The sequence below is a fragment of the Escherichia sp. WS1118 genome (assembly GCF_046487695.1).
In the GTDB taxonomy this organism is placed as follows: Bacteria; Pseudomonadota; Gammaproteobacteria; order Enterobacterales; family Enterobacteriaceae; genus Escherichia; species Escherichia coli.
Map to the genome: position 1 here is coordinate 265984 of NZ_JBJQIZ010000006.1, position 14650 is coordinate 280633.

Consider the following 14650-nt stretch of genomic DNA (forward strand, 5'->3'; position numbering starts at 1 on the left):
ACAACGGGCAGTTTTTTATTACCAGGATAGTTGATCAGGGGTTCACATGCAGGGCACAAAAATTCGACTTTTAGCGGGCGGTTTGCTGATGATGGCCACTGCTGGCTATGTGCAGGCAGATGCGCTCCAGCCTGATCCAGCATGGCAACAGGGGACGCTTTCCAACGGTTTACAGTGGCAAGTGCTGACTACGCCCCAACGTCCCAGCGATCGTGTTGAAATTCGCCTGCTGGTTAATACCGGTTCGCTCGCCGAAAGTACACAACAGAGCGGTTACAGTCACGCCATCCCTCGTATTGCGCTAACGCAAAGCGGTGGCCTTGACGCAGCGCAGGCGCGTTCATTGTGGCAGCAGGGGATCGACCCTAAACGCCCGATGCCGCCGGTAATTGTCTCTTATGACACCACGCTGTTTAATCTGAGTTTGCCCAATAACCGTAACGACTTGCTGAAAGAGGCGCTCTCTTATCTGGCAAATGCCACTGGCAAACTGACTATCACGCCAGAAACCATCAACCATGCGTTGCAAAGTCAGGACATGGTGGCAACCTGGCCTGCCGATACTAAAGAGGGCTGGTGGCGTTATCGTCTGAAAGGATCAACCTTGTTAGGTCACGATCCTGCCGATCCGCTGAAACAACCCGTTGAAGCGGAAAAGATTAAAGATTTCTATCAGAAATGGTACACCCCGGATGCAATGACGCTGCTGGTGGTGGGAAACGTGGATGCGCGCTCGGTCGTCGACCAAATCAATAAAACGTTTGGCGAACTGAAAGGCAAACGTGAAACACCGGCTCCGGTGCCGACGCTTTCTCCGCTGCGTGCGGAAGCGGTGAGTATTATGACCGACGCGGTGCGTCAGGACCGGCTATCTATCATGTGGGATACGCCGTGGCAGCCGATTCGTGAATCAGCCGCACTGCTGCGCTACTGGCGTGCGGACCTGGCCCGTGAGGCGCTGTTCTGGCATGTTCAGCAAGCGTTAAGCGCCAGTAACAGTAAAGACATCGGTCTTGGATTTGACTGTCGTGTGCTGTATCTGCGTGCGCAGTGTGCCATCAACATCGAATCACCAAACGACAAGCTGAACAGCAACCTTAATCTGGTGGCGCGTGAACTGGCGAAGGTTCGCGATAAAGGTCTGCCGGAAGAAGAGTTCAATGCGTTAGTGGCGCAAAAGAAACTGGAGCTGCAGAAACTGTTTGCCGCCTATGCGCGAGCTGATACCGATATTCTGATGGGGCAGCGGATGCGTTCGTTGCAAAATCAGGTCGTCGATATCGCGCCGGAGCAATATCAGAAACTGCGTCAGGATTTCCTTAACAGCCTGACGGTGGAGATGTTAAATCAGGATCTGCGTCAGCAGTTGTCGAATGATATGGCGTTAATACTGCTGCAGCCGAAAGGCGAGCCGGAATTTAACATGAAAGCGTTGCAGGCGGCCTGGGATCAAATCATGGCCCCATCGACTGCGGCTGCCGCCACATCTGTCGCCACGGATGACGTACATCCTGAAGTGACGGATATTCCACCTGTACAGTAATGCCTGATGGTGATGAGTTAGCACAACCATCAGGTATTTATGGATGAGCTGGATAGGGGGGTAACACTCTATCCAGCCTTTTGCATATGCTGCTTTTACGCTGGCATCGCTTCACGCGGGATAATCGCGCCGCGATACTGAATAACGGTACTTGCGGTCAGGTGCCCGCGTTTCGCTGCGTCTTCCGCAATTCCGCCCGTCAAACGTACCGCCAGATAACCGGCACTGAAAGAGTCGCCAGCTGCGGTGGTATCGATCACTTTTTCTTTCGGCAGTTTTACCGCCGGAACATCCACTAACCCTTCGCCAGCAATGGACACCAGGCAAGAATCCGCCCCGCGTTTCACCACCACTTCTTTCACGCCCGCGTTATGGGTGCGCGCAATGACGTCTTCCACCGGCTGTTGACCCCACAGCGCGTCTTCATCGTCCAGCGTCAGGAAGGCGATATCCGTGCATTCCAGCATTTGTTGGTACACCTGCTGTGTCTCTTCTTTGCTGGCCCACAGGCGCGGACGATAGTTATTGTCGAAAATCACTTTTCCGCCGTTGGCGCGGCATTCGCGCAGCAGGGAAAGCAGCTTTTCGCGGCTGGTCGGGCTTAAGATCGCCAGGCTAATCCCGCTCAGGTAGAGATAATCGAAATTCGCCAGCTCTTCGCAAATCGCCGCGGATTGCTCACTCTCCAGCCAGAATTTGGCGGCGGCTTCGTTACGCCAGTAGTAGAACGTACGTTCGCCGGTGCTGTCGGTTTCAATGTAGTAAAGGCCCGGCAGACGGTTTTCCATCCGTTGGGTCAGGGAAGTATCAACGTTCTCGCCGCGCCAGGCGTCCAGCATCTGCTGGCTAAAACTGTCCGTTCCCAGCGCCGTTACGTAATGAACGGTTAATGCCGCAGGATCGACCTGACGGGCGATATAGACGGAAGTGTTCAGGGTATCGCCGCCGAAACCGCGCTTAACGTCCGCGCCTTTCTCGGAAAGCTCAATCATGCATTCGCCAATCACGGCAATCTTTTTGGACATAGTCGTGAACCTGATCTGTAAAAAATTAGCGTTAGTTTGCGCTGTGGTGGTTTGCTGGTCAACCATATTAAAACAGTGTTCCATTATTTTTTTGAGCCAGAACGTATTCCTGAAAGATTCCATTGTGGAGTGGGGAAATTTACCCCGGCCAGGCGGTAAAGTTCTGCCTTTGCGCGCCGATAATCTTTGTCGAGTCCGGGCAGCATCACTTTTAAACACAGGACATCTTTGATGATAAGGCAGGTTATCCAGCGAATAAGCAACCCTGAAGCAAGCATCGAGAGCTTGCAGGAACGGCGTTTTTGGTTGCAGTGTGAGCGTGCTTACACCTGGCAGCCGATCTATCAAACATGCGGGCGGTTAATGGCCGTGGAGCTATTAACGGTGGTCACGCATCCCTTGAACCCTTCGCAACGCCTGCCGCCGGATCGCTATTTTACTGAAATCACCGTTAGCCATCGGATGGAGGTTGTGAAAGAGCAGATTGATTTGCTGGCGCAAAAAGCCGACTTCTTTGTAGAGCACGGCCTGCTGGCATCGGTCAATATTGATGGCCCTACGCTCATCGCCCTGCGTCAGCAACCAAAAATCCTGCGCCAGATTGAGCGTCTTCCCTGGCTGCGTTTCGAACTGGTGGAACACATCCGCCTGCCGAAAGATTCAACCTTTGCCTCGATGTGTGAATTTGGCCCGCTGTGGCTGGATGATTTTGGTACCGGGATGGCAAATTTCTCTGCACTAAGTGAAGTGCGTTATGACTACATCAAAATCGCGCGAGAACTGTTTGTGATGCTGCGTCAGTCACCGGAAGGACGCACACTCTTTTCTCAGCTTTTACATCTAATGAATCGCTATTGTCGCGGGGTGATTGTCGAGGGCGTAGAAACACCAGAAGAGTGGCGTGATGTTCAGAACTCGCCCGCATTCGCCGCACAAGGCTGGTTTCTTTCACGCCCGGCACCGATAGAAACGCTGAATACGGCGGTTCTGGCGCTATAAGCTGCCTCATTTTCCGCCTGGCTGGACTATCTTTAGGACTGGCACAGGAAGAATATGAGGAAGCGAACGATGAGCAAGGCAGGCAAAATAACCGCTGCGATTTCAGGGGCTTTCTTGTTGTTGATTGTCGTGGCGATCATTTTGATTGCAACTTTTGACTGGAATCGACTCAAACCGACCATCAACCAGAAAGTCTCTGCGGAGTTGAATCGTCCGTTCGCTATCCGTGGCGATCTGGGCGTGGTGTGGGAGCGGCAAAAACAAGAAACTGGCTGGCGCAGCTGGGTGCCGTGGCCCCATGTACACGCGGAAGACATCATTCTTGGCAATCCACCGGATATTCCCGAAGTCACAATGGTGCATTTGCCGCGAGTAGAAGCGACGCTGGCCCCGCTGGCGCTGCTGACCAAAACGGTCTGGTTGCCGTGGATCAAGCTCGAAAAGCCCGACGCGCGCCTGATTCGCCTCTCCGAAAAGAACAATAACTGGACGTTTAATCTCGCCAACGATGACAACAAAGACGCGAATGCAAAGCCGTCGGCGTGGTCGTTTCAGCTGGATAATATTCTTTTCGATCAAGGGCGGATCGCCATTGATGACAAAGTAAGCAAAGCGGATCTGGAAATTTTTGTCGATCCGTTAGGCAAGCCGCTGCCGTTCAGCGAAGTTACCGGATCGAAAGGTAAAGCGGATAAAGAAAAGGTGGGCGATTACGTTTTTGGCCTGAAGGCGCAGGGACGTTATAACGGTGAACCGCTCACTGGTACGGGAAAAATAGGCGGTATGCTGGCGCTGCGTGGCGAAGGAACGCCGTTTCCGATACAGGCTGATTTCCGCTCTGGTAACACCCGTGTTGCTTTTGATGGCGTTGTGAATGACCCAATGAAGATGGGGGGTGTCGATTTACGGCTTAAATTTTCTGGCGATTCGCTGGGTGATCTCTATGAACTGACGGGCGTTCTGCTGCCCGATACACCGCCGTTTGAAACGGATGGTCGGCTGGTAGCGAAAATCGACACTGAAAAATCGTCGGTCTTTGATTATCGCGGTTTTAATGGGCGCATTGGCGATAGCGATATCCACGGTTCTCTGATCTACACCACCGGCAAGCCACGACCAAAACTGGAAGGTGATGTCGAGTCGCGGCAATTGCGGCTGGCGGACCTGGGACCGTTGATTGGCGTTGATTCCGGGAAAGGGGCAGAAAAGTCGAAACGGTCTGAACAGAAGAAGGGCGAAAAAAGCGTTCAGCCTGCGGGTAAAGTGCTGCCTTATGACCGCTTCGAAACCGATAAATGGGACGTTATGGATGCCGATGTTCGCTTCAAAGGGCGGCGCATTGAGCATGGCAGCAGCCTGCCGATTAGCGATCTTTCTACTCATATCATCCTCAAAAATGCTGACCTGCGCCTGCAACCGCTGAAATTTGGCATAGCGGGCGGCAGCATTGCGGCGAATATTCATCTGGAAGGCGATAAAAAGCCGATGCAGGGGCGGGCAGATATTCAGGCCCGTCGGCTGAAACTGAAAGAACTGATGCCGGATGTGGAACTGATGCAGAAGACGCTGGGGGAAATGAATGGTGACGCGGAACTACGCGGTAGCGGTAACTCGGTGGCGGCGCTTTTAGGCAACAGTAATGGCAACCTGAAACTGTTGATGAATGACGGGCTGGTGAGCCGCAACCTGATGGAGATTGTCGGGCTGAATGTTGGTAACTACATTGTCGGTGCGATATTTGGTGACGATGAGGTGCGGGTGAACTGCGCGGCGGCGAATCTGGATATTGCCAACGGCGTGGCGCGCCCGCAGATTTTTGCTTTCGATACTGAGAACGCGTTGATTAACGTTACCGGCACGGCAAGTTTTGCTTCGGAACAGCTGGATTTGACTATTGATCCGGAGAGTAAAGGGATTCGGATTATCACACTGCGTTCGCCGCTGTATGTGCGTGGGACGTTTAAAAATCCGCAGGCTGGGGTGAAAGCCGGGCCGTTGATTGCTCGCGGAGCCGTTGCGGCGGCACTGGCAACGCTGGTTACGCCAGCGGCAGCATTGCTGGCACTGATCTCACCTTCCGAAGGGGAGGCTAATCAGTGCCGGACAATTTTGTCGCAGATGAAGAAGTGATGATAGTTGCCGGATGTCTGACATCCGGCAGTTAAAACGACTACAACGACTGGTGCCGCGTCTCATGCGTTAACAGCAGGGCAATTAACGTCAGTCCGGCCATCGCCGCCAGATATAACCCCACCGCGCCTAACCCATAGTTAGTCTGCAACCAGGCCGCGATATATGGCGCAACGGAAGCCCCGAGAATCGACGATACGTTGTAAGAGAACGATGCTCCGGTGTAACGCACTTCTGTCGGGAACAGCTCTGGTAACAGCGCGCCCATCGGACCGAAGGTCAGGCCCATCAAACTCAAGCCCAGCAGCAGGAAAACAAACACCAATGCTGGATTACCAGAACCCAACAGTGGGTTAAAGGCAAACAGGGCAAACAGAATGATAAGCGTAGTGATCACCACCATACTTTTACGGCGACCAAAAGCATCTGCCAGCAGACCCGCCAACGGAACCATCACTGCAAAACCGATAACCGCCATCATCAACATCCACAGTACTTCGTTACGCGGTAAACCAAGGCCAACAGGCGCCGCTGCGGTACTAAAGGTCATAGAGTAGACCGTCATGATGTAAAACAGCGTATAGGTTGCCAGCATAATGAACGTACCCAGTACGGTTACGCGAACATGTTTGGTCAGCAGCGTACCCAGCGGGATCTTCACCTGTTTTTTCGCTTTAGCGACTTTCTCAAACACCGGCGACTCATGCAGCGACACGCGAACATACAGGCCGATAATGACCAGCACCGCCGAGAAGATAAATGGCACACGCCAGCCCCAGCTCATAAACTGCTCGTCGGTCAGTAGCCAGGAAAGCAGCAAGAAAGTGCCGTTGGCAAAGAAGAAGCCAATCGGTGCGCCCAGCTGCGGGAAGGAGCCGTACAATGCACGTTTGCGCGGTGGGGCGTTTTCAGTCGCCAGCAGCGCCGCGCCGCCCCATTCACCACCTAAGCCCAGACCCTGACCAAATCGAGCCAGCGCCAGCAGCAGCGGGGCGAAAATACCAATCGTGGCATAGCCTGGCAGCAGACCAATCACCACGGTCGAAATCCCCATCGTTAGCAACGAGGCGACCAGCGTCGCTTTACGCCCAACGCGATCGCCAAAATGACCAAAAACGGCAGAGCCAATGGGGCGCGCGACGAAGGCGATGGCGAAGGTGGCGAGCGACTGTAGCGTTGCTGCCGTTGGATCGCCCTGCGGGAAGAAGATATGCGGAAACACAATAACGGCCGCAGTGGCGTAAATGTAAAAGTCGAAGAACTCAATGGCCGTGCCAATGAGAGAGGCGACAAGGACTTTATTACGCGAGTTGATCGGCGTGTATTCTTGCTCGTGGTCGAGTGTTGTGGCTGTTGCTTGCATAATCTTTTCTTATTTTTTGGCTAACGAATAGCCATATTACGCACAGCAAAAGTGATATTTCAATGTGTAACAAATCACGGAAATGGTCAAAAATCAGGCAAAAAGGGGATAATGTTTAAGCCAGTGATTTTTCTTCTATGAAATGCTTCACATAATTTTATAAATGGTGGATTAAACTGGTTTTAGGTTAAATAAAAGTTACCAACTGGATTTATATGCTGGGGTTATGAGTTGGAATGAAATTGTTTGCTCCTGAATAGATGGCTAAAGAGGCTCTGGGAAAGAGTTTCAAGAGGTTATGTGTGCATTATAGCCGGATGCGATGCTGGCGCATCTTATCCGGCCTACGGGGAGCCAGGCCGAATAAATTCGTACGCCGCATCCGGCCTATTTTAAGGCTGCGTTTTCCCCGGCATTCGCGGGTCGTCTTTATATTCGGCGGTGGCAATCCACGCCGCGCAAAACAGCGTCAAACGGGCGAAGAAGTAGAAAAATGCCATCAGCCCCAGCACGGAACCAAATGCTGCGCCAGAGGGTGATTTCATCAACGATGGCAGGGTGTAGGTCATCACGATTTTAATCACTTCAAAACCAATAGCAGCCAGAAATGTTCCGCGGATCAGGGCTTTTTTGCGCGGACGGTGGCGCGGTAACCGCCAGAAGATCCAGAAGAAAAGCAGATAGTTGGCGAAGATGGAAATCGCCAGGCCAATCAACCGCCACGTCGGTTTCAGCCACTCAATGCTGTTCAGGTGCAGGGCGCTAATAATCATTTGCTGCGCAGAACCGGCAACCGAGGTGATAGAAAGCGTCACAATCAGCGCAATCAACAAACCAATCAGCGAAATAAAATCACGCAGATATTTTACCCAGAACTTCTCCTGATCTTGCGGCGAGCGTTCCCAGACATCGCGCGACTGGGCACGAATCGCTTCACGCAGGTTACCCATCCAGTTGATGCCGGAATAAAGTGCCACCGCCAGGCCGACAAGCCCTACAGTCGTACGCTGCTGAACGGCGGTGTTGATGGTGTTTTTCAACGTGGCGGCTAGCGTCGGATCGCTGATGTTTTGCAGAATTTTGTCGAAGATATCCTGTAGCAACATCGGATGGGAGGCCAGCACAAAGCCCCCTGCGGCAAACGACACCATCAAAATCGGGATCATCGACAAAAATGAGAAATAGGTGATAGCCGCACCAAACTGGTTACCCAGCCGATCGTTAAAGCGTTCTGTCGCGCGAATCAGGTGCGCAATAACCGGTTGGCGTTGGACTTTCTCGGCAGTAGTGGTGACGGTTTCCAGCGCCTGGCTAACTTTGCCGCCTTTCTCGCTATTATCCAACTGCTTAATCGGCTCGTGCTCCAGATCCTGGGTGGGACGTTTGATCTCGTTTTCCTGCGTCATCCGCTCTTTTGTCCTTCTGTCGTGGTCATTCTTAAAAAGTATAGTCGGTCAGTCCAGGTACTCTTTCATTACGCCAGCCAGCCACTGCATAAACAGGTTTACACGCCGGGAAAGCTCCCGACGCTGCGGATAAACCAGTGAAAGGGACAGCGGCTCGGCACGGTAGCCAGGTAATACTTCAATAAGCCGCCCGGCACGCAGGGCTTCGCGCACGGCAATGCGCGGGATCTGAATAATCCCCAGACCGGCAAGACCGGCGGCGAGATAGTTTTCGCTACTGTTTACCGTCAACATGCCGCCAGACTTAAACCACTGGACGCCATTAACGCTGGCAACCTCAAAACCTAACGGATGTACACCCAGGTGCGGTGTGTAACGCACTATTGCGTGTGAAGCCAGATCGTCGGGGCTTTGCGGATAACCAAAGCGCGTCAGATAGTGTGGACTGGCACAATTGACCACGGTCAGTTTGCCGAGGGGACGGGCGATAACGCCATCTTCCGGTGACGCGCCAGTGCGTATCACGCAATCAAAACCATCGTGAAGAATATCTACCGGACGGTCATGGCTACTCAGCTCCAGCTCAATTCCCGGATGCAGATAGAGAAATTCCGACAGACGCGGCAGTAACAGGCTTTTCGCGATTCCTGGCGGGATGTCGATGCGTAATTTACCGCTGATACTGGTGGCATCCTGTTGAAACAGACCGTCCAGTTCGTTGAGATTACTCAACACATCTTTTGCCCGTTGATAATAGGTCATGCCTTCTGGCGTGAGTTTGACCCGCCGCGTGGTGCGCTGGAGAAGCTGGGTGCCAAGTTGATGTTCCAGTGCCTGTATCTGGCGCGAAACACTTCCCTTTGGCAAAGCAAAGAAATCCGCTGCGCGGGAAAAACTTTCCAGCTCAGCGACTTTGATGAACAACTGCATTGCGTGAATTTTATCCATTTCTTTGACCAATTGTTGTTCACAGCGAAACAGTAGCGCGCATATCGCATTGTTTATTGTTTTTTCTAACATCTAATGCCGGGTTTCACAATGTTGTCATGACGAATGTGGCGATTTCTCAGCAGGAAAAGGGCGGAATAGCTTTATGAGAAAGGTGAATTTCCCTAAACAGAGCGTTTTTTTCAGCGATTCCCTTTAAAGTGAACAGAGGACGTGTTGGCTATTTGTGCTTATTTTTGTCTCATTGCCATTTGTTATTTTTGCTTGTGGTCGCGGAGTTTCATTTTTAATTGCATGCGTACTAACCATCAATATAAGGAAATCCTCAAAATTGTTTTAAATAGTGCCCTCGACATGTAATTTCAGGCGTTTAGCTGTAACTATTTATATCGGTAACTATTTTCTACGCGTCATCTCTGTAGAATGGCCACCGCCAAATGGCGAATTCTTATTTTTTCTCGCGGGTAATACCCTTCCACTACTTAAGTCTTTTTAACGTATTCAGGTGGAGATTCAGTTATGCAAATAGTCATGTTTGACAGGCAGTCAATATTTATTCATGGAATGAAAATCAGTTTACAGCATCGTATTCCAGGAGTGAGTATTCAGGGGGCCAGTCAGGCAGACGAGTTATGGCAAAAGCTGGAAAGTTACCCTGAAGCCTTAGTGATGCTCGATGGCGATCAGGATGGTGAGTTTTGCTACAGGTTGCTGCAAAAAACCGTGGTGCAATTTCCTGAGGTTAAGGTGTTAATTACGGCGACGGATTGCAACAAACGGTGGTTACAGGAAGTTATTCATTTTAATGTGCTGGCCATTGTGCCTCGTGATTCAACCGTCGAGACATTTGCGTTGGCGGTCAATAGTGCGGCGATGGGGATGATGTTTCTGCCTGGAGACTGGCGAACGACGCCGGAAAAGGACATTAAAGATCTCAAATCGTTAAGCGCCCGCCAGCGGGAGATTTTAACCATGTTAGCGGCGGGCGAATCAAATAAAGAGATCGGCAGGGCGCTGAATATCAGTACCGGAACGGTAAAAGCGCATCTGGAATCACTGTATCGCCGTCTGGAAGTCAAAAATCGCACCCAGGCGGCAATGATGTTAAATATCTCCTCCTGAAGAGGATAATTTTACAGCCAGCAGGAAGTTAGCGGCTGGCTGTAAAAATATTATGGTTCGCCGTACAAACCAATTAAACGGCGTACCACACCGTTAGTCCAGCCAAACCCATCCTGCAACGGATACTCGCCACCGCCGCCTTCGCGAGGAACACCATCGGCAATATGGTATTTCTCGATCAGTTTGTGCTGTTCCAGATAGAACTGATTCACCGTCTTCAGCCAGTTGCGCGCGATTTCATCACCCAGAAGGTCATCGCCGTACATCTTAAATCCCTGAATTGCCATCCATTGTAACGGTGCCCAGCCGTTGGGTTTATCCCACTGTTCACCGGTTTCGTACTCGCTTGCCAGAATCCCGCCAGGTGTCAGTAACCGGCTGCGCACGGCGTTTGCCAGACGATCGGCCTGTTCATGGTTCGCCATACCGACATAGAGCGGCACAATGGCGGCAGCGGAAAACAGCGCCAGTTGCTCGCGTCGCCAGTCGTAATCGCGGTAGATGCCGTTTTCATCATCCCAGAGGTAACGGTTTACCGCATCGCGACGGGCACTGGCCTTCTGGCGGAACAGTGCTTCTGTCTCTTTCTCGCCTTTCAGCGCCGAGATGTTGGCGATGGCGCTCTCCAGTTTAAACAGGAAGGCATTCAGATCGATGGGGATGAACTGGGTGGTACGAATGCTCGCCAGACGACCAGTATCACGCAGCCAACGGGAAGAGTAATCCCAACCGGAGGCCGCCCCCGCACGTAAATCGCGGTACACCTCGTTAGGCGGGCGACCAGAATGTTTCGCGGTTTCAACGTCCTCAAGCCAGGATTCGTCACGCGGCGTGTCGCGATCGTCCCAGTAACGGTTGAGCAGCGAGCCGTCCGGCATCCGCACAACATGGCGATAGGCCTGATTAGGGATCAACGATTCTGCACCGTCCATCCAGAAGGCATATTCCATTTTCAGGTGGTCGAGATAGCGGCGCGCGCCGCGTACACCATCTTCTTCAAACAACTCCACCATCAGCGCAAAAACCGGTGGTTGCGAGCGGCTCAAATAATAGGTGCGGTTGCCGTTGGGGATGTGGCCGTAGTTTTCGATCATCCAGGCGAAGTTATCGGCCATGCATTTCAGCAAATCTTCCCGACCACTTTCAGCCAGCCCCAGCATGGTGAAATAGGAATCCCAATAGTAGGTTTCGCTAAAACGGCCGCCTGGGACAATATATGACTGCGGCAGCGCCAGCAGAGAAGACCACGGAATGTGATCCTGTGGTTCACGGGTTAGCACCGGCCACAGCTGGTCGATATGCTCTTTCAGGGAATTTTGCGGGTCCGATACATACTCGCTGGAGTAGACCTCCGGCAGCCAGAAGTGGTTTTCAACAAACTTGCGCAAGTCAAAATCACGATGACGGCGCACTTTACGGTAGCGGATTAAAATATCCAGCGGGTCCATTTTGGGTGCGCAGTCGGGAAAGGTTTTACTGTCGGGGAAAATTTTCGCCGACTGAACATGCTCGAACAGTTCGAGATAGCGATCGGCAGGCGTCAGCGCATCAGAGGCGGGCAGCCCTTCAATCATCTCGGGTTCCGGTTCTGCCTCGATCATCTCATCCAGTTTTAATTCATACGGGTCCAGCTCATAGCAGAGATCGACCTCGATCATCAGTTCGTCTGGATTAGGGTTTTGAATTTTCTGATTGAGCATAAGGATCCGACCTCCGAAATTCGTCGCTAATTATCGGGCTTTTCTTTAAGGGTAGTCATTCGCTCCGCCTGGTGGGCGACAAAGCGTGCGGTGGATCACGTTTATTAACCTGCCAAAAAATATAACGCACTAATATCAATGGAATTTATAAAAATACGGATTTCGTGTTGTTTTTCATTTTCAGAACATTCAATCCTGCTCTCGCCGCAATCATGATATGCCATTCCTGATCTGGGTAATAGGCACTGGCTATCTTATTGATAGTTTATATTCATGTAATTGATTGATTCCTATCAAAAAGCATATCTCCCTGTTTTTTATGATGGCTTTGTCTCGCAGAGACGTTTGCAGCATTCTGGAAAATTTTCTGGGTCACAATAACTCACCACCGTGAGGGAAGAATAATGAAAATGGTCTCACGTATTACCGCGATCGGCCTGGCTGGCGTCGCGATTTGCTATTTAGGGTTATCTGGTTATGTGTGGTACCACGATAATAAACGCAGTAAACAGGCCGATGTTCAGGCATCTGCTGTCAGTGAAAATAATAAGGTTTTAGGCTTTCTCCGCGAAAAAGGATGCGATTATTGCCATACGCCTTCGGCAGAATTACCTGCCTATTATTATATTCCCGGCGCGAAACAGTTGATGGATTACGACATAAAGCTTGGATATAAATCTTTTAACCTCGAGGCCGTGCGTGCGGCTCTGCTGGCTAATAAACCCGTTTCGCAAAGCGATCTGAATAAGATTGAATGGGTGATGCAGTATGAAACTATGCCGCCAACGCGTTATACCGCGCTACACTGGGCGGGTAAGGTGAGTGATGAAGAGCGGGCGGAAATACTGGCCTGGATTGCAAAACAGCGCGCGGAATATTACGCCAGCAATGATACTGCTCCGGAGCATCGCAATGAACCGGTGCAGCCCATCCCGCAAAAACTGCCTACCGATGCGCAAAAAGTGGCGTTGGGCTTTGCGCTGTATCACGATCCTCGTTTATCGGCTGATAGCACCATTTCATGCGCTCATTGCCATGCGTTGAATGCGGGAGGCGTCGATGGTAGAAAAACATCGATTGGTGTTGGTGGCGCAGTTGGGCCGATTAACGCGCCGACGGTATTTAACTCAGTATTTAACGTTGAGCAGTTCTGGGATGGTCGTGCGGCAACATTGCAGGATCAGGCTGGTGGACCGCCGTTGAACCCGATTGAAATGGCGTCGAAATCCTGGGACGAAATTATTGCTAAGCTGGAAAAAGATCCGCAGCTTAAAGCGCAGTTCCTCGAAGTCTATCCGCAAGGTTTCAGTGGCGAAAATATTACTGATGCCATTGCTGAATTTGAGAAAACATTAATTACGCCGGATTCCCCATTTGATAAATGGTTGCGTGGAGATGAGAATGCTCTGACGGCACAACAGAAAAAAGGCTATCAATTATTTAAAGATAATAAATGTGCAACTTGTCATGGTGGTATTATTCTCGGCGGACGTTCCTTTGAACCGTTGGGGCTGAAAAAAGACTTTAACTTTGGTGAAATTACGGCGGCGGATATTGGTCGTATGAATGTTACTAAAGAAGAGCGTGATAAATTGCGTCAGAAAGTACCCGGTTTACGTAACGTTGCTTTAACGGCACCGTACTTCCATCGCGGTGACGTGCCGACGCTGGACGGGGCGGTGAAACTGATGCTGCGCTATCAGGTAGGCAAAGAGCTGCCGCAGGAAGATGTGGATGATATCGTAGCTTTCCTGCACAGTCTGAACGGGGTTTACACGCCGTATATGCAGGATAAACAATAATTAATTTGATCGCCCGAACAGGAGTGTTTGGGCGATTTTTATTACGATAATAAAGTCTGTTTTTAATATTATCATATTAAATGTTTATATTATAAAAAGTCGTTTTTCTGCTTAGGATTTTGTTATTTAAATTAAGCCTGTAATGCCTTGCTTCCATTGCGGATAAATCCTACTTTTTTATTGCCTTCAAATAAATTTAAGGAGTTCGAAATGGACCAGAAGCTGTTAACGGATTTCCGCTCAGAACTACTCGATTCACGTTTTGGTGCAAAGGCCATTTCTACTATCGCGGAGTCAAAACGATTTCCGCTGCACGAAATGCGCGATGATGTTGCATTTCAGATTATCAATGATGAATTATATCTTGATGGCAACGCTCGTCAGAACCTGGCCACTTTCTGCCAGACCTGGGACGACGAAAACGTCCATAAATTGATGGATTTGTCGATCAATAAAAACTGGATCGACAAAGAAGAATATCCGCAATCCGCTGCAATCGACCTGCGTTGCGTAAACATGGTTGCCGATCTGTGGCATGCGCCTGCACCGAAAAATGGTCAGGCCGTTGGCACCAACACCATTGGTTCTTCCGAGGCCTGTATGCTCGGCGGG

The 14650-nt window shown here is 51.0% G+C and carries 11 protein-coding genes; 6 read left to right on the forward strand and 5 right to left on the reverse strand.

Translation table 11 applies throughout. The features are described from left to right. Window positions 1–46 precede the first annotated feature (46 nt). Entirely contained in the window at window positions 47–1543 is a 1497-nt protein-coding gene (locus tag ACJHYO_RS13195) for a M16 family metallopeptidase (RefSeq protein WP_001163136.1), read from the forward strand. A 95-nt stretch (window positions 1544–1638) separates the two neighbouring features. Here the strand turns inward: ACJHYO_RS13195 and kdgK are convergent, their stop codons facing one another. Beyond that, window positions 1639–2568: a 2-dehydro-3-deoxygluconokinase gene (gene kdgK, locus ACJHYO_RS13200; RefSeq protein ID WP_001297976.1), complete on the reverse strand. Its 930-nt coding sequence runs from the start codon at window positions 2566–2568 to the stop codon at window positions 1639–1641. A gap of 231 nt (window positions 2569–2799) precedes the next feature. Here kdgK and pdeH point away from each other — a divergent pair, with 231 nt between their 5' ends. After that, window positions 2800–3567 carry a cyclic-guanylate-specific phosphodiesterase gene (pdeH, locus tag ACJHYO_RS13205; RefSeq protein WP_001304951.1) on the forward strand — a complete coding sequence of 256 codons (768 nt, stop codon included), beginning with the start codon at window positions 2800–2802 and terminating at the stop codon, window positions 3565–3567. 69 nt (window positions 3568–3636) lie between these two features. Further along, window positions 3637–5697: an AsmA family protein gene (locus ACJHYO_RS13210; protein ID WP_085455590.1), complete on the forward strand. Its 2061-nt coding sequence runs from the start codon at window positions 3637–3639 to the stop codon at window positions 5695–5697. A gap of 40 nt (window positions 5698–5737) precedes the next feature. Here the strand turns inward: ACJHYO_RS13210 and ACJHYO_RS13215 are convergent, their stop codons facing one another. From ACJHYO_RS13215 to ACJHYO_RS13225, 3 genes are all read right to left on the reverse strand, one after another. Then, a complete protein-coding gene (locus tag ACJHYO_RS13215; protein ID WP_001148998.1) occupies window positions 5738–7060 on the reverse strand; it encodes an MFS transporter in 1323 nt (440 codons plus the stop codon). Between the two features lie 392 nt (window positions 7061–7452). Continuing rightward, complete coding sequence (yhjD, locus tag ACJHYO_RS13220; RefSeq protein WP_000191257.1) at window positions 7453–8466, reverse strand: inner membrane protein YhjD; 1014 nt, start codon at window positions 8464–8466, stop codon at window positions 7453–7455. Between the two features lie 48 nt (window positions 8467–8514). Beyond that, the gene (locus tag ACJHYO_RS13225) at window positions 8515–9414 is read right to left on the reverse strand and encodes a LysR family transcriptional regulator (RefSeq protein ID WP_024188357.1); all 900 of its coding nucleotides are present in this window, start codon (window positions 9412–9414) and stop codon (window positions 8515–8517) included. Window positions 9415–9933: 519 nt separating this feature from the next. Here ACJHYO_RS13225 and ACJHYO_RS13230 point away from each other — a divergent pair. Then, entirely contained in the window at window positions 9934–10536 is a 603-nt protein-coding gene (locus ACJHYO_RS13230) for a helix-turn-helix transcriptional regulator (RefSeq protein WP_001167661.1), read from the forward strand. Between the two features lie 50 nt (window positions 10537–10586). Here the strand turns inward: ACJHYO_RS13230 and ACJHYO_RS13235 are convergent, their stop codons facing one another. After that, window positions 10587–12236, reverse strand: a complete 1650-nt coding sequence (locus ACJHYO_RS13235; protein ID WP_000934214.1) for an alpha,alpha-trehalase — start codon at window positions 12234–12236, stop codon at window positions 10587–10589. A gap of 404 nt (window positions 12237–12640) precedes the next feature. Between ACJHYO_RS13235 and ccp the strand changes: the two genes are divergently transcribed. Together ccp and ACJHYO_RS13245 are read left to right on the forward strand one after the other, a co-directional pair. Continuing rightward, the gene (gene ccp / locus ACJHYO_RS13240; RefSeq protein WP_000784837.1) at window positions 12641–14038 is read left to right on the forward strand and encodes a cytochrome c peroxidase; all 1398 of its coding nucleotides are present in this window, start codon (window positions 12641–12643) and stop codon (window positions 14036–14038) included. 210 nt (window positions 14039–14248) lie between these two features. Further along, window positions 14249–14650: pyridoxal-dependent decarboxylase (locus ACJHYO_RS13245; protein ID WP_000372192.1), on the forward strand; the 402-nt coding region annotated here is incomplete at its 3' end.